Annotated in this window: 23 protein-coding genes and 3 pseudogenes; 10 read left to right on the forward strand and 16 right to left on the reverse strand. The window is 73.3% G+C overall.

The features are described 5' to 3' along the window. Positions 1–9: 9 nt before the first annotated feature. The 5 genes and pseudogenes from AB0N63_RS18880 to AB0N63_RS18900 all read right to left on the reverse strand — a co-directional run. Entirely contained in the window at positions 10–1137 is a 1128-nt protein-coding gene (locus AB0N63_RS18880; RefSeq protein WP_365530114.1) for a putative sulfate exporter family transporter, read from the reverse strand. Beyond that, positions 1134–1697 (reverse strand): cysteine dioxygenase family protein, encoded by a 564-nt coding sequence (locus AB0N63_RS18885; RefSeq protein WP_365530115.1) that lies wholly within the window; start codon positions 1695–1697, stop codon positions 1134–1136. Before AB0N63_RS18885 ends, AB0N63_RS18880 begins: the two co-directional genes overlap by 4 nt. Positions 1698–1820: 123 nt before the next feature. Beyond that, complete coding sequence (locus AB0N63_RS18890) at positions 1821–2726, reverse strand: LysR family transcriptional regulator (protein ID WP_365530116.1); 906 nt, start codon at positions 2724–2726, stop codon at positions 1821–1823. Between the two features lie 155 nt (positions 2727–2881). Further along, positions 2882–3595 carry a GntR family transcriptional regulator gene (locus AB0N63_RS18895; protein ID WP_365530117.1) on the reverse strand — a complete coding sequence of 238 codons (714 nt, stop codon included), beginning with the start codon at positions 3593–3595 and terminating at the stop codon, positions 2882–2884. A 97-nt stretch (positions 3596–3692) separates the two neighbouring features. After that, positions 3693–4017, reverse strand: a pseudogene (locus AB0N63_RS18900) (proline racemase family protein); the annotation flags it as partial. 66 nt (positions 4018–4083) lie between these two features. Between AB0N63_RS18900 and AB0N63_RS18905 the strand changes: the two are divergent. Further along, a complete protein-coding gene (locus AB0N63_RS18905) occupies positions 4084–4284 on the forward strand; it encodes a hypothetical protein (protein WP_365530118.1) in 201 nt (66 codons plus the stop codon). Here the strand turns inward: AB0N63_RS18905 and AB0N63_RS18910 are convergent. The 6 genes from AB0N63_RS18910 to AB0N63_RS18935 form a co-directional block, all read right to left on the reverse strand. After that, a complete protein-coding gene (locus tag AB0N63_RS18910) occupies positions 4274–5668 on the reverse strand; it encodes a cytosine permease (RefSeq protein ID WP_365530170.1) in 1395 nt (464 codons plus the stop codon). The genes AB0N63_RS18905 and AB0N63_RS18910 overlap by 11 nt on opposite strands. A 221-nt stretch (positions 5669–5889) precedes the next feature. Further along, positions 5890–6708, reverse strand: coding sequence for a family 1 encapsulin nanocompartment shell protein (locus AB0N63_RS18915; RefSeq protein WP_365530119.1), 819 nt, complete (start codon positions 6706–6708; stop codon positions 5890–5892). Positions 6709–6710: 2 nt separating this feature from the next. After that, positions 6711–7694 carry a Dyp-type peroxidase gene (locus AB0N63_RS18920; RefSeq protein WP_365530120.1) on the reverse strand — a complete coding sequence of 328 codons (984 nt, stop codon included), beginning with the start codon at positions 7692–7694 and terminating at the stop codon, positions 6711–6713. A 192-nt stretch (positions 7695–7886) separates the two neighbouring features. Next, the gene (locus tag AB0N63_RS18925; protein ID WP_365530121.1) at positions 7887–8897 is read right to left on the reverse strand and encodes a bile acid:sodium symporter family protein; all 1011 of its coding nucleotides are present in this window, start codon (positions 8895–8897) and stop codon (positions 7887–7889) included. A gap of 179 nt (positions 8898–9076) precedes the next feature. Then, the gene (locus tag AB0N63_RS18930; protein ID WP_365530122.1) at positions 9077–9589 is read right to left on the reverse strand and encodes a hypothetical protein; all 513 of its coding nucleotides are present in this window, start codon (positions 9587–9589) and stop codon (positions 9077–9079) included. A gap of 451 nt (positions 9590–10040) precedes the next feature. Next, on the reverse strand, positions 10041–11243 hold the full coding sequence (locus AB0N63_RS18935; protein ID WP_365530123.1) for a cysteine desulfurase-like protein: 1203 nt from the start codon (positions 11241–11243) through the stop codon (positions 10041–10043). Positions 11244–11545: 302 nt separating this feature from the next. On the opposite strand from AB0N63_RS18935, the gene AB0N63_RS18940 reads away from it, so the two are divergent. Then, the gene (locus AB0N63_RS18940) at positions 11546–11878 is read left to right on the forward strand and encodes a DUF3140 domain-containing protein (protein WP_365530124.1); all 333 of its coding nucleotides are present in this window, start codon (positions 11546–11548) and stop codon (positions 11876–11878) included. Here AB0N63_RS18940 and AB0N63_RS18945 read toward each other — a convergent pair. Further along, positions 11820–12551, reverse strand: a complete 732-nt coding sequence (locus tag AB0N63_RS18945) for a CoA transferase subunit B (RefSeq protein ID WP_365530125.1) — start codon at positions 12549–12551, stop codon at positions 11820–11822. The genes AB0N63_RS18940 and AB0N63_RS18945 overlap by 59 nt on opposite strands. 161 nt (positions 12552–12712) lie before the next feature. After that, a pseudogene (locus AB0N63_RS18950) lies at positions 12713–13456 on the reverse strand (CoA transferase subunit A); the annotation flags it as partial. 359 nt (positions 13457–13815) lie between these two features. On the opposite strand from AB0N63_RS18950, the gene AB0N63_RS18955 reads away from it, so the two are divergent. The 6 genes from AB0N63_RS18955 to AB0N63_RS18980 all read left to right on the forward strand — a co-directional run bounded on the left by AB0N63_RS18955 (position 13816) and on the right by AB0N63_RS18980 (position 19692). Beyond that, positions 13816–15048: a substrate-binding domain-containing protein gene (locus AB0N63_RS18955; protein WP_365530126.1), complete on the forward strand. Its 1233-nt coding sequence runs from the start codon at positions 13816–13818 to the stop codon at positions 15046–15048. Between the two features lie 4 nt (positions 15049–15052). Next, complete coding sequence (locus AB0N63_RS18960) at positions 15053–15871, forward strand: ABC transporter ATP-binding protein (protein ID WP_365530127.1); 819 nt, start codon at positions 15053–15055, stop codon at positions 15869–15871. A 119-nt stretch (positions 15872–15990) separates the two neighbouring features. Next, positions 15991–16776 carry an ABC transporter ATP-binding protein gene (locus tag AB0N63_RS18965; protein WP_365530171.1) on the forward strand — a complete coding sequence of 262 codons (786 nt, stop codon included), beginning with the start codon at positions 15991–15993 and terminating at the stop codon, positions 16774–16776. Beyond that, positions 16776–17663 (forward strand): branched-chain amino acid ABC transporter permease, encoded by an 888-nt coding sequence (locus AB0N63_RS18970; RefSeq protein ID WP_365530128.1) that lies wholly within the window; start codon positions 16776–16778, stop codon positions 17661–17663. The genes AB0N63_RS18965 and AB0N63_RS18970 overlap by 1 nt, the downstream gene beginning before the upstream one ends. After that, a complete protein-coding gene (locus AB0N63_RS18975) occupies positions 17660–18784 on the forward strand; it encodes a branched-chain amino acid ABC transporter permease (RefSeq protein WP_365530129.1) in 1125 nt (374 codons plus the stop codon). The genes AB0N63_RS18970 and AB0N63_RS18975 overlap by 4 nt, the downstream gene beginning before the upstream one ends. A 5-nt stretch (positions 18785–18789) precedes the next feature. Then, positions 18790–19692 carry an alpha/beta hydrolase gene (locus tag AB0N63_RS18980; RefSeq protein WP_365530172.1) on the forward strand — a complete coding sequence of 301 codons (903 nt, stop codon included), beginning with the start codon at positions 18790–18792 and terminating at the stop codon, positions 19690–19692. A 4-nt stretch (positions 19693–19696) separates the two neighbouring features. Here AB0N63_RS18980 and AB0N63_RS18985 read toward each other — a convergent pair whose 3' ends face one another. From AB0N63_RS18985 to AB0N63_RS18995, 3 genes and pseudogenes are all read right to left on the reverse strand, one after another. Continuing rightward, positions 19697–21655 carry a GAF domain-containing protein gene (locus AB0N63_RS18985; protein WP_365530130.1) on the reverse strand — a complete coding sequence of 653 codons (1959 nt, stop codon included), beginning with the start codon at positions 21653–21655 and terminating at the stop codon, positions 19697–19699. A gap of 192 nt (positions 21656–21847) precedes the next feature. Beyond that, positions 21848–23254, reverse strand: a complete 1407-nt coding sequence (locus AB0N63_RS18990; protein ID WP_365530131.1) for an MFS transporter — start codon at positions 23252–23254, stop codon at positions 21848–21850. A 450-nt stretch (positions 23255–23704) separates the two neighbouring features. Then, a pseudogene (locus tag AB0N63_RS18995) lies at positions 23705–24093 on the reverse strand (integrase core domain-containing protein); the annotation flags it as partial. Positions 24094–24401: 308 nt separating this feature from the next. Between AB0N63_RS18995 and AB0N63_RS19000 the strand changes: the two are divergent. Both AB0N63_RS19000 and AB0N63_RS19005 read left to right on the forward strand, forming a co-directional pair. Continuing rightward, a complete protein-coding gene (locus AB0N63_RS19000) occupies positions 24402–25076 on the forward strand; it encodes a response regulator transcription factor (RefSeq protein ID WP_365530132.1) in 675 nt (224 codons plus the stop codon). A gap of 197 nt (positions 25077–25273) precedes the next feature. Further along, on the forward strand, positions 25274–26509 hold the full coding sequence (locus tag AB0N63_RS19005) for a HAMP domain-containing sensor histidine kinase (protein ID WP_365530133.1): 1236 nt from the start codon (positions 25274–25276) through the stop codon (positions 26507–26509). Positions 26510–26547: the final 38 nt, after the last annotated feature.

Raw genomic sequence — 26547 nt, forward strand, 5'->3', positions numbered from 1 at the left:
CGTCCCGGCTCACGTCGTCAGCAGGACGCCGCCGTACGACACACCCGCGATGACCAGCCACGAGCACAGGCCGAGCGCCGCGACCCGGCCTCCGTCGCGCACCAGGGACGGCAGATGGACCGCGCTGCCCAGGCCCACGAGCGCGGCGGCGAGCAGCAGTTCCTGCGCTTGGTGGGCGGCGGTGAGGACGGGCTGCGGGAGCAGGCCCGTGGAGCGCAGCGCGGTCATCGCGAGGAAGCCGACGACGAACAGGGGCACGATCGGGGGCCGCCGCGTACCGCGCGCACCGTCCGGCGAGGTGTGCGCCGTACCGTCCGGCAGGGTCTGCGCCGGACCGCCCGCCCGGCGCAGGGACAGACCGACCGCCGCGACCAGCGGAGCGAGCATCGCCACCCGCATCAGTTTGACGAGGACGGCCTCGCGCAGGGCGGTCGGTCCGGCGGTCTGCGCGGTCGCCACCACCTGGCCCACGTCGTGCACCCCGGCCCCCACCCAGCGCCCGAACTGCGTGGCGTCCAGCCCCAACGGCTGGTGCAGCAACGGCAGTACGACGATGGCGAGGGTGCCGCACAGCGTCACCAGCGCCACCGCCGTGGCCACGTCCTCCTCCTCGCTGTCCGACACCTCGCTCATCGCGCCGATGGCGGAGGCGCCGCAGACGGCGTAGCCGGTCGCGATCAGCAGCGGCTGGTCGCCGGGCAGTCCCATCCGGCGGCCCAGCCACGCCGTCGCGCCGAACGTCGCGGCGACGGTGCCCAGCACCATGGCCACGGTCCCCCAGCCCAGGCCGAGCACGTCGCCGAGACCGACGCTCAGCCCGAGGAGCACGACACCGGCCCGCATCAGGCGTTTCCCGGCGAAGGACAGTCCGGGACGCGCCACGCCCCGCACGACGGCGCGCGGCCCCGGCAGGTGTGCGGCGGCGGCGCCCAGCACGATCGCGGCGGTGAGCAGGGGCACCGCGGGCAGCACCCGGTGCGCCGTCCAGGCGAGGGCGACCCCGACGGCGGCCACCGCGAGGCCGGGCAGCTTGCCGCGGACGGCGGCCGCCGGAGCCCACCCCGGCGCGCGGGGGGCCGCCGCGGCGGCGGGTTCCGGCCGGGTGCGTGCCGTGGTCGTCGTGTCGCGGCCGGTCACCGTTGGCCGGCCGGCGGTTCGTACACGCGGCGGACGCTGCTGCCCAGGCGGGTGATGTCGGCGCCGTAGATGTGCAGGGAGATCGCCTTTTCCTCGCCCGCGTTCCAGACCCGGTGGATGTCCCCGGGCGGCGCGAAGCCGCACACTTCGCCCTGCTCGTTGACGGCGTCCCGGGTGGCGACGAGGCGGGGGCCGCCGTCTCCGGGGACGAGCGCGTAACGGCGCTCGTGCTCACGGCCCACGTGGACGCCGGTGACGCACCAGGAGACGTGGTCGTGGATGGCGGTGCGCTGGCCGGGCAGCCACACCAGGGAGACGATCGAGAAGCTGCCGTCCGGCTCGGCGTGCAGGATGTGCTGGCGGTAGTGGCCGGGGTCGCCCTCGCGCTGACGGTCCGTCAGCAGATCGGCGGCGCCGAGGTGCGGAGCGAGGCGTTCGCCGACCAGGTGCGCGGTGCGGTCGGGTGGCAGGCAGAGCCCGACGGTCTCTCTCACCTCGTGGACGAGACGGTCCAGGCGAGCGGTCACCGCCGTACGCGTCTGGGCTTCGGAAGCGGTCATGTCGGCAGCGTCCGGCCTCGGGGACCTGTGCGTCCAACGACGGTTTCTTCTGCCGTGCCCAAGCCCTGCTTATGGATACGTGTGCGGGTGGCGGCCCCGGGACCCGTGGGCGCGCGGGGCGGCTCAGCAGCCGACGCGGCGTGCGGCGACCGCCTTGAGCGTGTCGATCACCAGGGCGGTGGCCGGGATGCGCAGATGCTCGCGCAGGACGTACGCCGAGATCCGGCGGCGCAAGGCCGGTTCCAGAACGCGGCCGGCGACCCGGTCCAGCCGGAGGAAGGACAGCACGAGGCTCGGCGTCAGGGCCACACCCAGACCCTCGGCGACCAGTGACTGCACGACGAGACCGTCGTCGGTGGTGAAGGCGATGTCGGGCGCGAATCCCAACTCGGCGCACTCGTGCAGGAAACGGGTACGGCAGCGGGCGCACCCGGCGATCCAGCGCTCGCCGGTGAAGTCGGCGAGCCGCACCGACCGTCGCCGGGCCTGCGGATGGCCGACCGGCATCAGCACCGTGAGCTGATCCTCCAGCAGCGGGACCTCCACCACCTCGTCCGGCACCGCCTCCCGCAGCCCGGGGTAGGTGAAGGCGAGCGTGATGTCGCACTCGCCACGCGCGAGTCGGTGCAGCGAGTCGGGTGGCTCGTCCTCCAGGAGCTTCACCCGTATCCCGGGATGGTCGGCGGCGAGCAGGGCCAGGGCCTCGGGGACGAGGGTGGCGCTGGCGCTGGGGAAGGCGCACACTCGCACCCGGCCGCTGTGCAGCCGGGTGATCGCCGTGACCTGCTCCTCGGCCACGGACAGGCTGTCGAGGATGGCCTCCGCGTGCCGGGCCAGGGTCTCGCCGGCCTCCGTCAGCCGCATCCGCCGGCCCACCCGGATGAACAGCGGGCTGCCCACGGACCGTTCCAGCGCCTTCATCTGCTGGGTCACCGCCGGCTGCGTATAGCCGAGCACCGTGGCGGCCCCGGAGTACGTCCCGGCCTGCACCACCGCGTGGAACGTCCTGATGTGCCGTGAATCGAACACGCGTCGAATCATAAGCAGAATTTGGGGTCCGGACCGAAGGGGGTGACTCTTCTTGCGTCAGCAACCCGATACGGGCCGAAAAGCGCCGTCGTGGAGGACGGCCGGGGACGTGGATCGCCCTACCGCCCGGGCGAGTTGTGCGGTGGCGCCGCGCCTCAGCGGTGGCCGTCGAGGTGGAGGGCAGGCCGCTGGTCGTCCTCGGGGACCTGGTGGCCGTTCGCCCACAGGCTGCGGATGTGGGCGAGGTGGCGGCGCATGCAGTCCTCGGCGGCCCGCGCGTCCCCGGCCACCATGAGGCCGAGGAGTTCGACGTGCTCCCGGGCGGAGGCGACCAGGCGTCCCGTCTCGTTCAGACTGCCCAGGCCGTACAGCCGCGACCGCTTGCGCAGATCGGCCACCACCTCCACCAGGCGGTCGTTGCCGGCCAGACCCAGCAGCTCCAGATGGAAGCGGTGATCCGTCTCCAGATAGCCCAGCACGTCGCCCTGCCGCGCCACCGTCACGATCCGCTCGGCCAGCGGCCGCAGGGCCTGCAGCCGCTCGACGCCCGCGGTCGCGGTGACCCGGCCCACGGTCGGGACCTCGATCAGGGCGCGCAGCTCCGTGAACTCGTCCAGGTCCCGGTCGGTCATCTCGGTGATCCGGAAACCCTTGTTGCGGACCGCTTCGACCAGGCCCTCCCGAGCCAGATCCAGCATCGCCTCGCGGACCGGTGTCGCCGACACACCCAGCTCCGCCGCCAGGGCGGGCGCGGAGTACACGACGCCGGGGCGGAGTTCGCCGGCGATGAGGGCGGCGCGGAGCGCGTCGGCGACCTGATCGCGCAGATGGGCCGGGACGGAGATCACCCGCGGTTCCAGATGAGGCATCGTCGTTCCTCCGTGCGCGCCGTCCCAGCAACCCCTCACCCTACAATGTCACGTTGCACCGCTGGCCAGCGTCAACGGCCGCCTCCGCCACCGGTGTTCAGGTCGGGGCTTCGCGCCCGGGACGGCGGTCACAGCAGGAAGCCCCCGGGGGGAACGGGTCGGCCGGGTCCAGGAAGAACCGGGCGGTGCCGGTGAGCCATGCCCGTCCGGTGATCGTGGGGACCACCGCGGGCCGCTCGCCCGACGCTGGTCTCCGCGACCAGGCGACCGGTGAACGAGCTGCCGAGGAAGGACTCGCCGACGAAGTCGCGCTCCAGCGGCAGTTCGCCATGGGCGTGCAACTGCGCCGTCCGCGCGCTGGTGCCGGTGCCGCACGGGGAGCGGCCGAACCAGCCCGGCCGGATCACCATGGCGTTCCGCGCCGCGTTCCAGCGACACGTGCCCGTCGCCGACCAGGATCGCATGGGCGCGCTGAACGGCGTCGGGGAGTGGCCGGCCATCCCCTCGGCTACCTCGGCACGGCCCGCGCGGCGCACGTCCGGGACACCCGGGCCGTGCTCCTGGCTTGCGCCGCGCTGATCGTCGTCACGGCCGTCTCCGACCTCTGCGTCCCGGACGTCCACCGCGTCCGCCGCGTCGGACCCGTGGATCGCGTCACCGGGAACGACGGTTCCCAGGTCAGGAGTTGACCCTCGCCCGGTCCGCCGCTCCCGCGTCCCGCGTCACCCGCCCCGCCTGCCGGGCGTCCAGCACGCCGTAGAGCACCGCCGGTACGACCAGGCCGACGATCCACGAGATGTCGGCGCCGCCCAGGGGTTCGACCAGCGGACCGGTGTAGAAGCTGGTGGCGAGGAACGGGAGCTGGACGGCGACGCCGATGCCGTAGACCAGCAGCGCGGTCCAGCGCCAGCCGCCGTAGCGGCCGTTCGGGTCGCTCAGCGCGGCCAGGTCGTAGCGCTCCCGGGAGATCAGGTAGTAGTCCACCAGGTTGATCGCCGACCACGGGGTGAAGAAGGTCAGCAGGAACAGCAGGAAGTCGGCGAAGGAGCCCAGGAAGGAGTTTCGTCCGGCGAGCGCCACCCCTGTGCCCGCGGCCATGATGCCCGCGATGTACGCGGTACGGGCCCCCCGGGACAGCACACGCTGACCGCGGAATCCGCTCACGCTGGTCACGATGGACATGAACCCGCCGTAGGTGTTGAGCACGTTCACCGTCAGCTTGCCCAGCGCGATCACGAAGTACAGGAACGAGGCGATCAGCCCCGTCCCGCCGAGGCCCACCACATAGCCGACCTGGTCGTCCACGAAGGCCGCCCCGGCGGTGGCCGCCACCAGCACGCCGAAGGTCATCGACCACTGCGCGCCCAGCACCGTGCCGGCCAGTGTCCAGCCGAAGGTCGCGCGGGCGGAGGTGGTGCGCGGCAGATAGCGGGAGTAGTCGGCGACGTACGGGCCGAACGCCAGCTGCCAGGACGCCGACAGGGACATGGCCAGCAGGAACATCGGCAGCGAGAAGTGGTGCCGGTGCGCCATGTCGGCGAGGTCCACATGGTCCAGGAGCCGTATCCCCAGGTAGACGAAGGCGAGGGCGCACACCACGCTCGCCACCCGCCCCAGGGCGTGGATCACGCGGTAGCCCACGGTCGCCATCACCCCGGTGACCAGCGCGAACAGCACGATGCCCGGCACCGGCCCGAGATGTGTCAGCTTGCCCACCGCCTGCCCGGCGAGCACCGAGCCGCTGGCGAAGAAGCCGATGTACATCACGACCACCAGGACCAGCGGCACCACCGCTCCGCGCACGCCGAACTGCGCCCGAGAGGAGATCATCTGCGGCAGGCCGAGCCGGGGACCCTGCGCCGAGTGCAGCGCCATGACGGCGCCGCCGACCAGATTGCCGAGCAGTAGCGCGGTCACCGACCAGACCACGTCGCCGCCGAAGACCACCGCGAGCGCACCGGTGACGACCGTGGTGATCTGGAGGTTGGCGCCGAGCCAGAGGGTGAATTGCGAGAACGCCGTGCCGTGGCGTTCGTCGTCGGGGATGACGTCGATGGACCGCCGTTCGACCATGGCCTGCGCCACGAGCTGCTCCGTCCTGCTGCGCGTCGGCCGGGGCCGACGGGTCGGATGCGGTTCGAGGCACTGGACGCCGCCGGTCGCGGACGTCCGGAACCCGGGCGGCCGCGACCGGCGCGAGGAGGAGCGCGCACTCACCGCTGCATATACTTATGCAGGGTTCCGCTTAGTTGAATGAAAAGCAATACCCTCCCGCGAATCACCGCAGCACGCGCTCACCGCAGCGCCACGACCGCCTCGTCCGTGTACACCAGGAACGTCAGCGTCTGCCGGAAGTACAGCTCGATTGCGGACGCGTCGTGCGCGGTGTAGCCGATCGCGAGATCCTCGCCGAGGCGCAGCTCGAAGTCGCCGCCCCGGGTGGACAGCAGGAACGCGCCGTCCAGCGCGGGCGCCCAGACGGGCGGCGCGTCCAGCAGCCGCCCCAGGTGTGCCGCGATCGGGTAGCCGTGGTCGGACGTCTCGCTCACCGCCGTGTACGCGTCGGCGCCCAGCAGCAGCGCGTACGGGCCTTCGACGCCCGCCAGACGCAGCGTCGTCAGCGCCCGGCTGACCGCGTCCGGGTATGCGCGCGGCTGCTCGGGAAGCGCCGGCACCGGATGGGACGTGCGCTCCCGCAGCCCGTCGACACCGGCCGCCGGATACCCCTCGAAGACGATCCGGTCTTCGGCGAACGCCATGGTGCGCACCGCGTCCTTGACCGGCTGCCAGTCGGAGTCCTGCGCGCCGCGCTCGACGTCGTCCACGGCGTCACGGGTGACCCGGAACGGCACCCGCAGTTCGACCAGCGGCCGCGCCTGGCGCAGCCGTGCGGCCACCCCGTCGGCCGGCGCCTCGATGCCCGTGAGGTGGCCGGTGCCCACCGCAGCCAGCTCCGGGCCGTCGGGTCCGGTCACGTCCACGGCGCGCCGGCCGCCGACGTTGCGCTGGAAGGTCCGGCGGGCCTCGTCCTCGATCTGCGCCCAGGCCGGCGCGGTGATCGGGGCGAGTTCGCGGTGCAGATTGCTCGGTGCGGAGGGCGTGGGCGTGGACATGGTCAGGCTCCTTTGAGGCCACCGATCCCCAGGGAACCCTCCAGCACCACGGTGCCCGTGGGCGCGGCCGGCGGGTCGTCGAGGAAGTCGGCGCTCGGCGCGTGGAAGAGGCAGCCGGTTACCGCGGTGGAGAAGTCGAGGATCCGGTCGTGCACACCCGGACGGTCGCCGAGGAACATGTTCCGCAGCATCTGTTCCGTCACGTCGGGCGTCCGGGCGTACCCGATGAAGTACGTGCCGAACTCCCCGTCCCCGACCCGGCCGAACGGCATGTTGTCCCGTACGATCTTGCGCTCGTCGCCGTTCTCGTCGGTGACGGTGTTCAGGGCGACGTGCGAGTCGACGGGTTTGACGTCGTCCGGCAGCTCGATGTTGTCCGGCTTGGTCCGGCCGATGACCCTCTCCTGCTCCTCCACCGACAGCGCCTTCCAGGCGGTGAGGTCGTGCAGGTACTTCTGGACGATGACGTAGCTGCCGCCCGCGAAGTCCGGGTCCTCGGCGCCGACGAACACCGACTCGTCCGCGAGGGCGCCCTCCGGGTTCTCGGTGCCGTCCACGAAGCCCAGCAGATCGCGTTCGTCGAAGGACTTGAAGCCGTGCACCTCGTCGACCACCGTGGCCGCTCCGCGCAGCCGCTCGCCGATCAGCTGCGCCAGCTCGAAGCAGAGGTCCATACGACGGGCCCGCAGGTGGAACAGGAGATCGCCGGGAGTGGCCGGGGCGTGGTGCCGGGCGCCGGTCAGCGGCACGAAGGGACGCAGGTCGCGGGGGCGCGGGCCGGCGAAGAGCCGGTCCCACGCGGTGGAGCCGATGGAGGTGACGCAGGTGAGCTGCGCCTCCGGGGCCCGGAACCCCACCGAGCGCTTCAGCCCGGCCAGGTCCGGGAGCAGATCCCGGACGACGGACTCGCCGCCGGAGGTGATGGTGCACACGAGGAACAGCGCGGACCTGGCCGGCGGGGCGATCACTGGTTGCGGTTCGACCACGGACCTGCCTCCCAGGGGGTGCGGCGGCTCCCGGGCGGTACGGCGGTTGCGTGCCACGCCCGCAGGGGACGCGCGGACCGGCGTTCAGCCGGACGCCTCCGCGCGTCCCGCACCGGGTTTCCCGCCCCGGCCCGGTTCAACCAGATCGCGGCCCGGTTCGCTCAGGTGTCGAGACAGGTCTTGGGTCAGGTCTCAGTCCCGGTCGGCCGGTGTGCGTCGCGCCATCCACGCGGCGACGACCGCGCCGGAGATGTTGTGCCACACGGAGAACACGGCGGCGGGCAGGGCCGCCAGCGGGCTGAAGTGCGCGGTGGCGAGCGAGGCGGCGAGCCCGGAGTTCTGCATGCCCACCTCGAAGGCCATCGCACGGGACGCGGGCCGCCCGAGACGGGCGAGCCGTCCGCAGCCGTAGCCGAGGGCCAGTCCGCAGCCGTTGTGGATCACGACCGCCAGCAGCACGGTGAGGGCGGCGGACTTGAGGGCGTGCGCACTGCCCGCGACGACCACGGTGACGATCGCGGCGATCGCCAGGGAGGACAGCCACGGCATCGCGCCGAGCACCCGGCGGACGTACCGTCCGGCCGCCAGACGCACCACCAGCCCCGCGATCACCGGCAGCAGCACGGTCTTGAGGATGTCGGTCACCATCGACCCGGCGTCGACGGGCAGGTACTGGCCCGCGAGCAGCAGCGTCAGCGGTGGGGTCAGCAACGGCGCGAGGACGGTGGAGACGGTGGCGACCGAGACGGACAGGGCCACGTCCCCCCGGGCGAGATAGGTGACCACGTTGGATGCGGTACCGCTGGGGGCGCAGCCGACGAGGATGACACCGGCCGCGAGGGTGGGGGAGAGGTGCAGCAGATGGGCCACCAGCCAGCCCAGCCCCGGCATGATGACGTAGTGGGCCACGAGGCCGAGCAGCACCACCCAGGGCCGGCGGGCCACGCCCCTGAAGTCGTCCAGGGACATGGTGAGTCCCATGCAGAACATCACCAGGCCGAGGAGGTACGGCACGTCCGTTCCGTAGCCGCTGAACGTGTCCGGGAACAGGAGGCCGGCGAGCCCGGCGGCGACGACGAGGACGGGGAAGACGGTGACGGCCCGGCGCGCGGCACGGTCGGCCGGGGCGGGGCCGTGGGTGGGCGGGGGGCCGTCGGCGTCCGTGGGAGTGCCGGAGGCGGTGTGGGTCTCGGAGCTGCGCATAAGATGCATGTAAATACCATGTAACGGCGGGCGGCAATCCCGTCTCGGGATCCGGGCAGCGGCCCCCGGCGCCGCTGCCCGAAACCGCCCGCCGTCGAACGGTCGCACCGGCCTGCGCGGATCAGACCGGCCTCCGCCGGTCACACCCGCACGCGCCGGTCACACCCGTACGCGGCCGGTCAGACCACCTTGCAGTGGCTGCCCCGCTGCCACGGGGCCTTGGTGCCGGCGCAGACGGCCACCGCCACGCCCTGCACCGAGGAGTTGCCCCACTGGAAGTGCTTCGTCTTGCCGTTGCGCGGGCCGGCGCCGGCCAGCGGGCCCGTCCACTCCCGCTTCCAGTGCCCGTCGACGAGCTTCTGGTACCGCACGTAGACGTACGCCTTGTGGCGGTCCGTCCGCGTGTCCTTGACGTAGGACGAGGAGTAGTCGATCCGGGCGTTGCGCCGGTTGTCCCAACACAGATGGAAGGCCGTGTACGCCCCGGACACACCGCCCTTGCGGTACTGGTGGTGCGGCCAGTTCCGGCCGCACTCCAGGCCGACGGCGGGCCGGGTGTGCTGCGTGGCCGTGGCCGGTGCGGCGGTGTTCTGCGGCGTGGCGAGCGCGCTGCCCGCCGGGGCGAGCAGGGTCAGGCCGCTGCCCAGCAGCGCCGGGCCGGCCACCAGGGCGAGCGTCTTCCGGACGGACATGATGAGGTCCCCCTGTCTTTCGAACGGTTGGGTGCGCCGAGCGAGGGGCGCGGAGGCCGCGCGGCCGTCGGACGGCGGCGTGCCTCAGCAAACCTCGGTGCCGGGGCGGTGAACAGCGACCGTGTGAAGGACTCGGTCAATGTCGTTCGGCCGGTTTCACTGCCGTATACGGGGGAAGGGCACGGCGTGTCGCCGAGGTGGCCCCGATCCGGGAGGCCGTTGCGACAGGGGAGACGGCGGCGGGACCGGGCTCCCGGCCGCGAAAGGACCGGAAGTCCCGGCAGGCACCAGCAGGAACCTCACCCTGACGGGTGAATCGCATGGTTAGCACATTGACGCATCAGCGGTGAAGCGCGCCCCGCTCAGTGTCGAGAGGCGCCCACTCGGTGACCGTCCGCGCTCAGCTCGGCGACCGTCCGCACTCAGCTCTGCGTTCGAGCGCGTACCCGGCTCAGCGCTCCAGTGCGTCCAGCGCCGCCAGCAGCCGGTCCACGTCCTCCGCGCAGCTGTACGGCGCGAGCCCCACCCGAACGCCGCCCCCGTCGCCCAGGCCGAGCCGCCGTGAGGCCTCCAGCGCGTAGAACGAACCGGCCGGTGCGTCGACGCCGTGGGCGGCCAGCTGCCGGGAGACCTCGGCCGACGGCAGGCCCGCCACCGTGAACAGCAGGGTCGGGGTGCGCCGCGCGGCCCGCGAGTACACGGTGATCCCGCCGATCTCCGCCAGCCCCCGTTCGATCCGCTCGCGCAGGCCGTCCTCGTGCTCCTCCAGCGCGGCGAACGAGGCCACCAGCCGCTCCCGGCGCGTCGCGCCCGCCCCCGGCGCCAGCTCCGCGAGGAAGTCCACCGCCGCACGGGCGCCGGCCAGCAGCTCGTACGGCAGCGTGCCCAGCTCGAACCGCTCCGGGACGGCGTCGGTGGAGGGCAGCAGCTTGTCCGGGCGCAGCGTCTCCAGGAGCGCGGGCGGCGCCGCCAGCACCCCCAGGTGCGGACCGAGGAACTTGTACGGCGAGCACACGAGCGTGTCCGCGCCCAGGGCGGCCAGGTCCACGGCGGCGTGGGAGGCGTAGTGCACGGCGTCCACGTGCAGCAGCGCACCGGCCTCGTGCGCCAGGGCGGCGATGGCCGGAAGGTCCGGGCGGGCGCCGATCAGGTTGGACGCCGCGGTGACCGCGACCAGCCGGGTGCGCGCGGAGAGCACCGCCGCCACGTGCTCGGGACGCAGTTCGCCGGTGGCCGGATCGAAGTCCGCCCAGCGCACCGAGGCGCCGACGGCCTCGGCCGCCTGGACCCAGGGCCGGATGTTCGAGTCGTGGTCCAGCCGGGTGACGACCACCTCGTCGCCCGGCCCCCAGCCCTTGGCCAGCGTCCGGGACAGGTCGTACGCCAGCTGGGTGGCGCTACGGCCGAACACGACGCCCCGCGGATCGGCGCCGAGGAGATCGGCGAGGGCGGCGCGGGCCTCGGCGACGGTGTCGTCCGCGTTGCGCTCGCCCTCGGTGGTGCGGCCCCGGTTGGCCAGCGGGCGGGACAGGGTCTCGGCGATGGCGTCGATGACCGGCTGGGGCGTCTGGGTGCCGCCGGGCGCGTCGAACCGTGCGGAGCCGGACTTCAGCGCGGGTATCCGCGCGCGGATCGCGTCGACGTCGAGGGCCATGGGAACTCCTGTCGGCTCGGGTGCCCGCGGACGAGCGGGCGGGCGGCGGCGGGCGGGCGGCGGCCGGTACGGCCCTGGAGCCGGGACCGCCGCCGCGCGTCCTTACGGGCCGTGCGGGCCGCACCCGCCACGTCAGCCACATGATCGCAGCACAGACGGGCCGACGACAGGGGCACCCGCGATCACCGCCCCGGCCGCACGTCCCCGTGCGATCCGCGCGAGCTGCGGACCTCGCTCCCAGCCCGCACGCTGGCTGAAGAGACCGACGGGACCAGAGGGACCATGAGGAGCGGTGAGCCGACGTGGACGACGACGAGCGCGAAGAGGTCCGGACGGACTTCCACGAGCTGGTGAACATGAAGCCGGCCCGGCTGGAGGAGTGGCTGGCGACCGACGCGTCGCGCAGCGCCGGTCAGCACAAGGACGGCGGGGAGTCCACCGGGCACGCCTCCGGCCGCCGCATCGTGGAGATCCTCCGCGCGAAGAAGGGCGACCTCACGGACGACGACTACGCCCACATGCGCAAGGTGAACGGCTACATCCGCCGGCACCTGGCCCAGCGGCCCTCGGGCGACGTCACGGACACCCGGTGGCGGCACTCCCTGATGAACTGGGGCCACGACCCGCTGGGGTGAAACCGCCCAGCCCCTCACCGCCGGGCGGCGCCACCACCCCCTCGCCGAGCAGGAGTTCGGCGTCCGTGGCCTCCCGCACCCGCTCCACCGTGACGCCGGGCGCTGTCTCCGCCAGCCGCAGCCCCTCGGGCGTCACGTCGAGGACGGCCAGGTCGGTGATGATCCGGTCGACGACGCGGCGCCCGGTGGCGGGCAGCGTCAGCTCCTCCACGATCTTCGGCGAACCGTCCTTGGCGGTGTGCTCCATGACCACGATCAGCCGGCGCGCGCCGTGGACCAGGTCCATCGCCCCACCCATCCCCTTGACCATCTTCCCAGGGATCATCCAGTTCGCCAGGTCGCCGCGGGCCGACACCTGCATGCCGCCGAGCACGGACACGTCGATCCGGCCGGCCCGGATCATGCCGAAGGAGAACGCCGAGTCGAAGTAGGACGTGCCGGGGACGGTGGTCACCGTCTCCTTCCCGGCGTTGATCAGGTCGGGGTGCTCCTCACCCTCGTACGGGTAGGGGCCGACGCCCAGGACGCCGTTCTCCGAGTGCAGCACCACGTGCACGCCCTCGGGCAGATGGTTGGGGATGAGCGTGGGCAGGCCGATGCCCAGGTTGACGTACTGGCCGTCGCGCAGTTCCCGCGCGGCACGGGCGGCGAGCTGGTCCCGGTCGAGCGGCATCGTCAGTTCTCCTCGGTGGCGGTACGGGGCGCGGGCGTGGTGACGGGAGTGTCTGTGCCGGCGGAGGCGGGCGTCGCAGTCGTACGGGCGTGAGGGGCACCGCCCTCGGAAGCACCACCCGCGGAGACACCGCCCCCGGGACCGGCAGCCGCCGGACGCGGACGTACCGTACGCCGCTCGACACGTTTGTCCAGCGAGGTGTCGACGGCGACCACCCGGTCCACGTACACCCCCGGCAGGTGGACGGCGTCCGGCGGCAACTCGCCTGCCTCCACGATGCGTTCGGCCTCGACCACGGTGACCCGGCCCGCCATCGCGCACAGCGGGTTGAAGTTGCGTGCCGCCGCGTGGAAGACGCAGTTGCCGTGCCGGTCGGCGACCTCCGCCCGGACCAGAGCGAAGTCGGCGGTGATGGCCTCCTCCAGCAGATGGCGGCGGTCGCCGAACTCCCGTACCTCCTTCGGCGGCGAGGCCACCGCGACGCTGCCGTCGGGGGCGTAGCGCCAGGGCAGGCCGCCCGTCTCGACCTGGGTGCCGACCCCGGCCGGGGTGTAGAACGCGGGGATGCCCGCGCCGCCGGCCCGCAGCCGCTCGGCGAGCGTGCCCTGCGGCGTCAGCTCCACCTCCAGCTCGCCGGCCAGGTACTGGCGGGCGAACTCCTTGTTCTCGCCCACGTAGGAGGAGGTCATCCGGGCGATCCGGCCGGCCCGCAGCAGCAGGCCCAGACCGTAGTCGTCCACCCCGCAGTTGTTGGACACCACCCGCAGCCCCGACGTGCCGGCCTCGACCAGCGCGCCGATCAGGGTCGACGGGATGCCGCACAGGCCGAAGCCGCCCACGGCGAGCACCGCGCCGTCGGGGACGTCCGCCACCGCCCGCGCGGCCGAGTCCACCACCTTGTCCATGCCGATTCCTTCCCCATCGGGATCTCCGTGCCGCCTGACGAGACGTCGTGAACCGTCGTCGGCCCGCCGCATGAGACGCGGTCCGGGCCGCGGCCGGCCGGTGCGTGACGGCCGGCCCGCGACGGAGGTCAGGCGGTCTCACGATGGCCGCCCCGGACGGCACCGGCCATGTGTGCCGATGCCATGACCGGGCGGACAGGAGCGGGTGCCGGCCACATGCCGTGCGCGCCGCGCCGCTCCTATCGTTCCGGCCAACCACCCACCGCGCCCCCACCGCCGCGGGCTGCGGGACGCCGTTCCCCGGGAGGGACGGCGCCCGGCGGCGGCGTACGGGCGACACACCTCAGGAGCCGGCCATCATGCGTTCCCCAGCCATGCGCACCCTCAGAACGAGATCCGTCTCGATGCTCACCCTGCTCGCCGCGGGCGCCCTGGTCGCCGGCTGCTCCTCGGCGGGCACGGCCGGCACCTCCGCCGCCGGCGACAAGGCGTCGGACCCGGTCAAGGTCGGGCTGGTCTACTCCCGCAGCGGGCTGCTCGCCGCCTACGGCAAGCAGTACGAGGAGGGCTTCAAGGCGGGTCTCGCCTACGCCACGCACGGCACCGACAAGGCCGGCGGGCACCCGATCGAGGTCACCGAGCAGGACGACGCGGGCGACCCGGCGAAGGCCGTCGCCGCGACCAAGACCCTGGTCGGCAAGGGCTACAAGATCATCGCCGGGACCACCGACTCGGGGGTGGCCCTCCAGATGGCGCCGCTGGCCGCCCAGAACAAGGTGCTCTACGTCAGCGGCCCCGCCGCCACCGACGCGGTCACCGGCGTCAACGCCTACACCTTCCGCTCGGGCCGCCAGTCCTACCAGGACACCCTGACCGCCGGTTCCCTGCTCGGCGACCCCCAGGGCAAGAAGGTCACCGTGCTCGCGCAGAACTCGGCGTTCGGGCAGGCCAACGTCGCCGCGGTGAAGGCCGTGCTCGGCGCGAAGGGCGCGAAGGCCGACGCCGTGCTGGCCCCGCCGAGCGCCACCGACCTCACGCCGTTCGCCCGGCAGGTCAAGGCCGGCAAGCCGGACCTGGTGTTCGTGGCGTGGGCGGGCGCCACCGCACCCGCGCTCTGGACCGCGCTGGACCAGCAGGGGGTGCTGGACGCGGGGAAGGTGGTCACCGGGCTGGCCGGCACCGCCTCGTACCCGATCTTCGGCTCGGCCGGCACCAAGGTGTCCTTCCTCGCCCACTACTTCCCGGGCGCCGGCGGCGGCAACCCGGTGGAGAAGGCGATGCTCGACGGCATCACCGAGTCCGGTGGCACCCCCGACCTGTTCAGCCCGGACGGCTTCACCGCCGCCCAGATGATCGTGCACGCCATCGAGTCCGGCAGCGCCACCGACACCTCCGCCATGGTCAAGGCGCTGGAGGGCTGGAGCTTCGACGGGCCCAAGGGCAAGGAGCAGATCCGCGCCGAGGACCACGCCCTCCTCCAGCCCATGTTCACCGCCAGGCTGAAGGGCGCGGGCGCGGCCGCCCGGCCGCAGCTGGTCGCCGACGTCCCCTCGGCCGCCGTCGCGCCCCCGGTGAAGAAGGCGGTGGGCTGAGCAGATGACCTCCCCGAACACGGCGCCGCCGAGCGCCGACGGGGCCCCGGCCGCCGGTGAGGCCCCCGCCTCCCCGGCGCCCGTGCCCGTGCTCGCCCTGCGCGACATCGGCTGGACGATCGGCGGCGCCACCATCGTCGACTCCGTCACCCTCGACGTCCGCGAGGGCGAGTTCCTCGCCTTCATCGGACCCAACGGGGCAGGGAAATCCTCCCTGTTCAACCTGATCAGCGGTATCAACCCGGCCACCCGCGGAACGATCGAGCTGGACGGCGCCGACATCACCGCCGAGGCCGCCTACGCCCGAGCCCGGCGCGGCCTCGGCCGCACCTTCCAGACCTCCAGCCTGTGGCCCGGCATGACCGTCGCCGACCATGTGCGCCTGGCCGCGCAGGCGGCCGGCGGCGGCTCGTACCGGGTGTGGCGGCGCGCCGACCCCTACACCGACCAGGTCACGCGTGTCCTGGCCCGCACCGAGCTGACGCACCGCGCCGACACCCCCGCCGACTCCCTGTCGCACGGCGAGAAACGCAAACTGGAACTCGCGGTCCTGCTCGTCGGCGAACCCCGGCTGATGCTGCTGGACGAGCCGATGGCCGGGGTGAGCGCCGAGGAGGTGCCCGCCCTGACCGAGCTGATCCGCTCGTTGCACCGCGAGGAGGGCCGCACCGTGCTCATGGTCGAACACCACATGGACGTCCTGCTCGGCCTGGCCGACCGGCTCGCCGTGATGCACCACGGCACGCTGCTCGCCCTGGACACACCCGCCGCCGTGATGGCCGACCCCACCGTGCAGCAGGCCTACCTCGGGGAGGCCCTGTGAACACCCAGCCGGAACGAGGTGCGCACATCCCCGCGACGCCACCCGCGCACACCCCAGCGGAGTCCTCCACGCACACCTCCGCCGCGCCCGCCGGGAAGACCGCGCCGCCCCTGCTGACCGTGCGCGACCTGCGCGTCGTCATCGGCGGGCGGCACATCCTGCACGGCGTCGACCTCGACGTGGCGGCCAGCGGCACCACCGCCCTGCTCGGCCGCAACGGCGCCGGCAAGACCACCACCGTGCGCGGTGTCCTCGGGCTCGTCCCGCGCACCGGCAGCGTGCTTCTGGACGGCGAGGAGACGGTGCGCCTGGCCACCCACGCCCTGGTGCGCCGCGGGGTGGGCTACGCCCCCGAGGACCGGGGCGTGTTCGCCGCGCTCACCGTCGCCGAGAACCTGCGCCTGGCCGAGCGGCCCGGTGCGGGCGAACCGGCGTACGGCCTGGTCCACGAACTCTTCCCCGAGCTGAAGCAGCGCGCCCGCCAGACGGCCGGCACCCTCTCCGGCGGCCAGCAGCAGATGGTCGCCATCGCCCGCACCCTGCTCAACGGCAACCGGCTCGTCATCGCCGACGAACCCACCAAGGGCCTGGCGCCCAAGGTGGTCGCCGAGGTCACCCGGGTCCTGGAGCGCGCCGCCGAGGCCGTGCCCGTGCTGCTGGTGGAGCAGAACCTCGCCGTGGTGCGCCGCCTCGCCCGGCACTGCGCCGTGCTCGCCGACGGCCGCACCGCGCACCGCGGCCCCGCCGCCGAACTCCTCGGCGACCCCGACGCCACCCGCCGCCTGCTCGGCGTCGGTCAAGGCGGCGGCCACGGGACCCGCGAAGGACAGGGGCACACCGGCGCCACCGCACCAGAACACACCGCGGCGCACCCCGCCGCCCGGACCGCGGAGGCGGACGCCTGATGTCCACCGTCGTTCTGCTCACCCTCACCGGACTCGGTCTGGGCGCGCTGTACTTCCTGGTCGCCTCGGGCCTCTCGCTCATCTTCGGCCTGATGGACGTGCTCAACTTCGCGCACGGCGCGCTGATGTCGGTCGGCGCGTACGGCACCTGGTGGGCCGCCTCCGGCCACCTGCCCGGCGCCGGTTCCGGCGGCGCGGGTTTCGTTCTCGCGGTCGTCTTCGGCACCGCCGTCGGCACCCTCGCCGCGGTCCTGCTCGAACTCGCCGTCATCCGGCCCCTCTACACCCGCCCGCGCGAGCAGATCCTCGCCACGGTCGGCGTCGGACTGGCCGTACCGGCGCTGCTGTCCGCGATCTGGGGCGCCGACGCCCGGCCCTTCCCCGGACCGCAGGCGCTGTCCGGCACGTTCGGACTGCTCGGCGCCGAAGTGCCGCTGAACCGGTTGGTGTTGATCGCCGCCGCCGTGGTGGTCCTGGCCGCGCTCAAGCTGTTCCTCAGCCGCACCCGGCACGGCCTGGTCGTCCGCGCGGGCGTCGAGGACCGGGCCATGGTCACCGCCCTCGGCATCGACGTACGCAAGGCCTTCACCCTGGTCTTCGCCATCGGCGGCGCCGCCGCGGCCCTCGGCGGCGCCATCGGCGGCCTCTACTTCGGCTCCGTCGACCCCGAACAGGGCACCTCGCTGCTGATCTTCGCCTTCGTGGTCGTCGTCATGGGCGGCATGGGCTCGCTCACCGGCGCAGCGCTGGCCTCCGTCGCCGTGGGCCTCGTCCAGCAGTTCGCCAACTACTACACCAGCGCCGGACTCGGCGACCTCGCCGTCGTCGTCCTGCTCGCCGCCCTGCTGCTCGTCCGGCCGCGTGGGCTGACCGGGAGACTCGCATGACCACCGCCACCCAACCGCGCGGCGAGACCCGCACGGCGGACCACCCCTTCGGCCCGCGCACCGGGCCGCTGCGCCGCGCCACCCGCTGGTGGCCGGCCCTGCTGCTGGTGGTCCTGTTCACCGCCCCCTACAGCGCGCTGCCGCTGCCCGGCCTGCTGGACGGTCCGATCGGCAGTCCCGGCAACCTCCAACTCCTCGCCCTCTGCCTGGTCTTCGGCGCCCTGGCCACCGGCTACGACCTGCTGCTCGGCCGCACCGGACTCCTCTCCTTCGGCCACGCCCTCTACTTCGCCGCCGGCACCTACGTCACCAACACCGTCATGCTGGAGGCGGGCCTGCCGTTCGCCCTCGCCGCCCTGCTCGGCCTGCTCGCCGGAGTCGCGCTGTCCGCCCTGCTGGGCGCGATCAGCCTGCGGGTGAGCGGCATCGGGTTCTCCATGGTGACCCTCGCCTTCGCGCAGGCCGGCTCGATCCTCGTGCAGCGCGACCCGGGCGGCGTCACCGGCGGCGAGGAGGGCCGCGCCGCCCCCGCCGACAAGATGCCCGCCGCGCTCGTCGGCATCGACCACACCGCCAACCTGTACTGGATCGCGCTGGCCTACCTCGTCGTGGTGCTCGCCGTCGTGCACTGGGCGGTCCGCTCGCCCACCGGCCGGGTCTGGGAGGGCATCAAGGAGAACGAGCGCCGCGTGGAGGTCCTGGGCCTGCGGCCGTACGGCTTCAAGCTGACCGCCTTCGTCCTGGCCGGCGCCCTGGCCGCGCTCGGCGGCATCGTCTACCTGCTGCTGACCGGCGGCGCCACCCCGCAGACCACCACCTCCGACTTCACCCTGTCGCTGCTGGTGATGGTCGTCCTCGGCGGCTCCGGCACCCGCTGGGGACCCATGGCCGGCGGCATCCTCTACACCTGGGCCGACCACCGGCTCGGCGACCTGGCCAACTCCGGCGCCGTCGCCGGCCTGCCCGCCGTGCTGCGGGTGCCGCTGTCCCAACCGCTGTTCCTGCTCGGCGCGCTGTTCGTCGCGGTGATATACCTGCTGCCCGGCGGCATGGCCCGGCTCCCGGCGCGCCTGCGCGCCGCCCGCACCACCACGGCCCGCGAGGAGGCGAACGACGCGTGAGCGACATGAGTCAACCGGACTGCGCACCGCCCGAGGAACTGCGGGTGCCGGTGCCCGGCGGTGAACTGGCCGTGCTGCGCTGGCCGGCCGCCGCCCCCGGCGCACCGGTCGTGCTGGCCCTGCACGGCATCACCGCCAACGGCCTGAGCTGGGCCCGGGTCGCCCACCACCTGGCCGGCCGGGTCACCCTGGTCGCGCCCGACCTGCGCGGCCGGGGCGGCAGCGGCGAACTCCCCGGCCCGTACGGCATCGCGGCGCACGCCGACGACATGGCCGCCGTGGTGAAGGAACTCGGTCTGGGCCGGGTGGTGCTGACCGGCCACTCCATGGGCGCCTTCACCGCGGCCCTGACCGCCGTGCGCCACCCCGGCCTGCTCTCGGGACTGCTGCTGGTCGACGGCGGCGTGGGCTTCCCCGCCCCCACCGACATGGACCCCGACGAACTGATCACCGCGGTCATCGGCCCGGCCATGCGACGCCTGTCGATGACCTTCCCGGACCGGGACGCCTACCGCGCGTTCTGGCAGAGCCACCCCGCCTTCGCCGAGGCCTGGTCGCCGTGGGTGGACGCCTACATCCAGCGCGATCTGGTCGGCCAGGAACCGGAGTTGCGCTCCTCCTGCCGGATCGAAGCCGTACGGGTCGACGGCATCGACCAGCTCGGCGAGCAGGTCCTCGGCGCGGTCCACCGGCTGCCCCGCCCCACCGTGCTGCTGTGGGCCGAACGCGGTCTCATGGACGAGCCGCAGGGCCTGTACGACGAACAGCGCCTCGCCGCCGCGCAGCTCGACCCGCATCTGGTCCAACCGGAGCGCGTGCCCGGCGTCAACCACTACACGATCCTCGTGGGCGACGAGGGCGCACGCCTGGTGGCACGCCGCCTGCTGGCCGAGGCGGGGGCGGCGTAACCTGTCAGCTGCTCGTCAGCAGGTGCAGTCGCAGGGCGAGTTGCAGCTCCAGAGCGCGCTCCGGACTGTTCCAGTCGGGACCCAGCAGGGTCTGCACCCGGTCCAGCCGCTGCACGACGGTGTTGATGTGCACGTGCAGTTCGTCCTTCGCCCGGGTCAGGCTCCCGCCACAGCCGAAGTAGGCGTGCAGGGTGTGGACGAGCTGGGTGCCGCGCTGGGCGTCGTAGTCCAGCAGCGGCCCCAGAGTGGCCGTGACAAAACCGTCCACGTCGTGGTCCTTGCCCAACAGCACGCCGAGAAAACCGAGTTCGGCGGCGCACGCGCCGGTCCCGTCCCGGCCGAGGACCCGTAGCGCCCGCAGACAGCGCGCCGCCTCGGCGTAGGCGTCGGCGATGGCCCGCGGCCCTGCGGCGGGCCCCGCGCCGGCCACCGTGACCGGGGCGCCGACCAGGTGGGTGAGCTGCCCGGCGGCGGCGCGGGCCGCCTCACCTGGACCGCCGTCCACGCAAGGCAGCAACAGCACGGAGGCGCCCGCGTGTTCGGCGCTGACGCTGCCGCTGCCGAACAGGTACTGCACGGCGGCCCCGGCCAGCCGCTCCCGGACGGCGGCGCCGGCCTCGGCGACGAGCAGGAGGTGGGGCCGGTTCAGATCGACGCCGAGCCGGCGGCCCCGGTCCACCAGGCCGACGGGATCCCGGTCGGGCGCGGTGAGCAGGTCTGTCATCAGATCGCCGCGGACCCGGTTCTCGGTCTCGGCCACCGAACGCCGCAGCAGGAGCAACAGCGCGGTGACGACACCGCTGCGCTCGAACAGCCGCCGGTCGGGGCCCTCCAGATCGGGCCGCCCGTGCAGCACCAGGCTGCCCAACAGCTCCTGCCCGGCCAGTACGGCGCACACCCAGCGCCCGTCGCGGAACACCGCGTGGGCCGCGGCCCGCGACTCCTCGGCGGCGGCGACCAGCGCGGCGGCGGTGTCCGCGCCCGCGGCGCTTCCGGAGCCCGAGGCATGAGCGTCCCCACCGCTCTCGCGGGCGGTGGAGCTGAGCGGCCAGCCGCCGCTGTCGTGGACGGTGACCTCGCCCTCCAGGAGACCGGCGACGGCGGCGGCGACCTCCGGGACGTCACCGCCGCGCAGCACCAGGTCGGTGAGCCGGTCGTGGGACTCCTCGGCGCGCTGCATGGCGGCGGAGTGCTCCCGGATCACGGCGTTGGCCTCGGCGAGCTCGGCGAGCGCGGCCCGTGCGTCGGCCATGGCCTTGGCGGTGTCGATGGCGATGGCGGCGTGGTCGGCCAGCGAACACAGCAGCGCGACCTCGTCGGGGGAGAAGGTGCGGGGCGCGCGGTCGGCGGCGAACAGCGCGCCGATGACCTTGCCGCCGCTGCCCGAACCCAGCAGCAGCGGCACACCCAGGATGGCGACCAGGCCCTCGTCCAGGACACCGGCGTCGATGCTGCCGGTGTGGCGGAAGCGCTCGTCGGTGCGGTAGTCGGGGGAGGCGTAGGGGCGGGCGGTCTGTGCGACGAGCCCGCCGAGGCCCTCGCCGAGCTGGAGCCGCAGGTTCTGGAACAGCTCCGACACCGAACCGTCGGTCACCCGCATGTAGGTGTCCCCGGCCGCCTCGTCGGGGAGGGTGAGGTAGGCCGTGTCGGTGCCGAGCAGCATCCTGGCGCGGCGCACGATCGAGTGCAGCACCGCGTCGAGGTCGCGCAGCGCCGCGAGGTCCCCGGCGGTGTCGAAGAGCGCGGTCAGCTCCGCCTCCCGCCGCCGGTGCTGGCGCAGAGTGCCGCGCACGCGCAGCGCCGCGGCGGCGGCCTGCTCGACCTCCGCGACGTCCCGGGGGTCCGCGCCGCCGCGCCGTGCCTCGGCGGCGACGGCGCCGAAGTCCTCGGGCGGGGCGTCAGAGGCGAGCAGTTCGAACAGCCGGCGCAGATGGGACACGACGGAGGGGTTCTTCTCAGGCATGGGCGGACCGTAGTCGGGAGAGGGCAGGTGTGGGGAGGGGGGAGACGGCGGGGGTGCCGGGAGGCGGCCCGGCGGAGGGGCGGAGGAACCGGCGGACGCGGCCCACCCCGGCCGCCACCGGGCGACGGGGGTGAGCCGTTGGACGGGGCTGCGGTGGCCGCCGAGACGGTCAGGCAGGCGGACCGGCGGGCGTCAGCTGGACGCAGCTGCCTGCTGGCCGGCGTCCGGGACCGCGTCCGCACCCGGGGCCGTTCGCTCCGCGCCCTCACCGGCGGGTTCCACGGCGGCCAGATCGCTGCCGCGGGTCTCCCGGGCGACGGCCACGGCCACGACGGTGATCACGGCGGACAGGCCGACGTACACCGAGATCGGCACGGAGCTGCCGTAGGAGCCGAGCAGGGCGGTGGCGATGAGCGGGGCGGGCGCACCGGCGGCCACCGACGAGAGCTGTGCGCCGATGGAGGCGCCGGTATAGCGCATCCGGGTGGCGAACAGCTCGGAGAAGAAGGCGGCCTGCGGGGCGTACATGGCGCTGTGGAAGACGAGACCGACGGTGACGGCGAGGACGAGCGCGGGGAAGGACTTGGTGTCCAGCAGCCCGAAGAAGGCCCAGGACCACGCGCCGACGCCGACCGCGCCCACGAGGTAGACCGGCTTGCGGCCGACCTTGTCGGACAGGGCGCCGAACAGCGGGATCAGGCAGAACTGCACGGCCGAGCCGATCAGTACGGCGTTGAGGGCGGTCTGCTTGCCGAGGTCGAGGTGCTCGACGCAGTAGGTGAGGACGAAGGCGGTGATGACGTAGTACGAGATGTTCTCGGCCATCCGGGCGCCCATCGCTACCAGCACGTCGCGCCAGTGGTTGCGCAGCACGGCGACGAAGGGCAACTGGTCGGCCTTCTGCCGGGCCTTGCGCTGTTCGGCCTTGGCGAGCGCGGCCTTGAACAGCGGCGACTCGTCGACGGACAGCCGGATCCACAGCCCGATCATGACCAGCACGGCGGAGAGCAGGAACGGCACGCGCCAGCCCCAGGAGTTGAACGCGTCGTCGCTGAGCGTCCCGGTCATCAGGGAGAGGACGCCGACGGCGACCAGGTTGCCGGCGGGTGCGCCGCCCTGCGGCCAGGAGGCCCAGAACCCGCGCCGCCGGGCGTCACCGTGCTCGGACACGAGCAGCACGGCGCCGCCCCACTCGCCGCCGAGCGCGAAGCCCTGGACCAGTCGCAGGGTGGTGAGCAGCAGCGGGGCGGCGACGCCGATGGTGTCGTAGCCGGGTACGCAGCCGATCAGGGCGGTGGAGCCGCCCATCATCAGCAGGCTGATGACCAGCAGCTTCTTACGCCCGACCCGGTCGCCGAAGTGCCCGAACACCACGGCGCCGAGCGGCCGCGCGGCGAATCCGATGGCGTAGGTGAGGAAGGAGAGCAGCGTCCCGGTCAGCGGGTCGGAGTCGGGGAAGAACACCCGCCCGAACACCAGCGCGGCGGCGGACCCGTAGAGGAAGTAGTCGTACCACTCGATGGTGGTCCCGATGAGGCTGGCGGCGACGATGCGCCTGAGGTGGTTCGGGGCTGGCGGAGCGGCTTCGGGCGACGACATCGGCACCACTTCCTGGCGTGTGACGGGGACGATTGCGTGTCGCCACACGGTAGGAATCCGCAGGTCAGGCGCACATGTGAAGGGGCACCATAGTTCGAGGGTCGGCTATGCGTGCAACCACCATGCCGGCTCGTGGACAGGCGGCTCAGGGGATCGATGGTGGTCGAAACGGGTGCCGTCCGGGACGCGTGGTTCAGGGTGATTTGACGGTGCGGTGCTGACTCCCGTGCTGGTTCGGTGCTGACTGAAAGCTCACGTCATCACCCGTGCTCACCCCTCCCGTGCTGACTTGGTGCTGACTGCGCTCCGTTGAACTCGGATATCTTGGGGCTGATCGGTTCGGGGCCATTGCGCGGTAAGCGACCTGACTGATAAGCCGACCCGGCTTTGCCGCTCTGCACTGCGGGACAAGGACAAGGTGAGGTTGATCCCCGGGAGTGGACACCGGTTTCATGCGGCGAGTGACAGCGTACGTGTCGTGATCAGTTGATGTTCGAATTCGGCTGGTGTGAGGTAGCCGAGGGCGGAGTGCCGACGACGCCGGTTGTAGTACGACAGCCAGCGAAACAGCTCGAGGCGTGTCTGTGTCTTTGAGGTCCAGTGCCTCCCGTGGAGCAACTCGCGTTTGAGGCCCTGGAAGAACGACTCGGCGAGGGCATTGTCGTAGCTCGAGCCGACTCGGCCCATGCTGCGCCGGATGTCGTGTCGGCGGCAGACTTCGGCAGAGGCGGCCGCACTGTACTGGGCGCCCCTGGCGGTGTGGAAAACGACGCCGCGAACCCGGCCACCACGGACAGCCACGGCCATCTCACGATCTCGGCGGCGACGATGTCTTTGCGCTGGGCGGTCTGGGAGGAGTATTCGGCCTCCCACTCGGTGCAGGCCTGCAGGGTCGGTCCGGTCAGGACGCGGTTGAGGTCGATGGGGTTCCTGCTGTCGCAGGCGGGCCAGGCAGCCTTGAGTGATTCGACCTCGGTGCCGGCGCCGCCGTCCCGTCCGGGCCCCGGACCCGGCCCGGCCACCCGGGGACCACCGGATTCTCGCCAGGTGTCTACTATGTCGTTCTCGCCGGCCCCCACGCTCCTCCGGCGAACCGGTGCGGCCCCTCTCCCCCGCGCCGCCCGAGCCCCAAGGACGAGTCAGAACCATGCGCGTGCTCCTGGTCGAGGACGAAGAAGATCTCCGGCATGTCATCGAGGCCGGTCTGCGGGGCGCCGGGTACGCCGTGGACGCGGTCTCCGACTGGCCGGACGCGGACGTCCTGCTCGACCTCGCGCCGTACGGCTGCGTGGTCCTGGACCGCATGGTGCCGTCCGGGGACACCCTGCACGCGCTGCGGGAGCGCAGGCGCCGAGGCTGGACGACGCCGGTGCTGTGCCTGACGGCGATGCACGAGGTCCCGGACCGGGTGGACGGTTTCCGCGCCGGGGCGGACGACTATCTGGCGAAGCCGTTCGCGATGGCCGAGCTGGTGGCACGGGTCGGCAGTCTGGTCCGCCGGGCGCCGGACCGGACGCCCGTGCACCTGCGCCACGCCGACGTCGAGGTGGACGAGGCCCGCCGCGAGGTGCGCCGGGCCGGAATCCTGCTCTCCCTCACGCCCAAGGAGTACGCGGTGCTGCGCCAGCTCCTCCTGCACCCCGAGGAGGTCGTCACCCGCTCGGCGCTGATCGAGCACTGCTGGGACGAGATGGCCGACCCCGTGTCGAACGTGGTGGACGCGGTCGTTGCGGGGCTGCGGCGCAAGCTCGGACCGCCCTCGCCGATCCAGACCGTGCGCGGGCACGGATTCCGGTTCTCCGGCAGCGCGGATCCGGTGTGACGGGCGGCCACGAAGAGCGGTGCTCGGCGGGGAATCCGCGCCGGGCACCCCGGCGCGGGCTCCTGACGCGGCTCCTCCCCCGGCGGGGCCGGGCAGCCGGGCCACGGCGCACCGCGCGTCCGTCGCCGGCCCGTCGCCGGCTCGGCCGGCTCCAGTGGCGGCTGACGCTGGCGTACACGCTGATCACGCTGGCCGGGGTGGGCGCGCTGTCGTGGCTGGTGATCCGTACGGACGCACGGTCCTGGCAGTCCGCCGAGTACGAGGACATGCACCGGCGGGCGGCGGTGGCCGTGTCGCTGATCTACTACACCGACGCGGGTATCCAGCTGGACGGCCTGTACGACGACGAGGCGACCAGCGCGGGCGCGCGGGTGATCGTGCTCCAGGCGCACGGCGGACGGCTGCGGCGGCTGTTCACCTCACACGGCCCCGGCGTGGACGTCGAGCCGGGCGCGGTCGACCGGATAGCGCGCCGGGCGATGAGGGACGACGGCACCGTGAGCACGCGGGCCCGTACCGGCGGCGGCGACCCCGTGTATCTGCTGGCGCTGCCGTACTACCAGGACCAGTCGCAGAAGACGGCCGGCGCGGTGGTGGTGGCCGGCGCCCCGGGGAAGGGGCGGGCCGAGCACCAGCGGCTCGAGGTGGCGGTGCTGTCGGGCTCCGGTCTGCTGGTCCTGCTGTCGGCGGTGACCGGATACGTGCTGTCCGGGCGGAGTATGCGGCCCGCCTGGGAGGCGCTGGACGCGCAGGAGCGGCTGCTCGCGGACGCGGCGCACGAGCTGCGCACCCCGGTGGCGGTGATGCGCGGCTCGGTGGACATCGCGGACACCGATCCGGGCGGCCTGCACTCGCATCTGCCGCGGCTGCGGCGGGCCGCGGACCGGATGGCGGACGTGGTCGACAACATCCTCACCCGCGGCCGGCTCCAGGCGGCGGACGCCTTCCGGCCGGTGCCGCTGCGCCTGGACCAGCTGGTCGAGCAGGTCTGCGAGGAACTGCCGGCCTCCCGGCACACGGTGACGACCTATCTGGAGGCGTCGGTGGCGACGGCCGATCCGGCGCTGGTGCGGATCGCGGTACGCAACCTGCTGGCCAATGCGCTGCGGCACGGGCGGACGCCCGGGGACCCGCAGGACCGCGCCGAGGTGGACGTTATGGTGCGCGGTACGGCGGTGACGGTGGCGGACCGGGGCGCCGGGGTGGACCCGGACGGTCTGCCCGGCCTGCTGGAGCGGTTCAGTTCCGAGGGCGGCGGAACCGGCATCGGGCTGTCCCTGGTGCGGGAGGTCGCCGCCACGCACGGCGGGGAGGTGACGGTCCGCCGCAGGCCGGGCGGCGGGTCGGCCTTCGTGCTGACACTGGGACCGCTCCAGCGGTCGGCCGGACACCGCCGCGCCCCGGGCCGGGCCTCGCCCCCCGGCCCTTCATGAAAACCTCATGGTCGGCGGCTCAGGATGTGCGGGTCAGT

The organism is Streptomyces sp. NPDC093260, from assembly GCF_040683715.1.
GTDB lineage: Bacteria > Actinomycetota > Actinomycetes > Streptomycetales > Streptomycetaceae > Streptomyces > Streptomyces sennicomposti.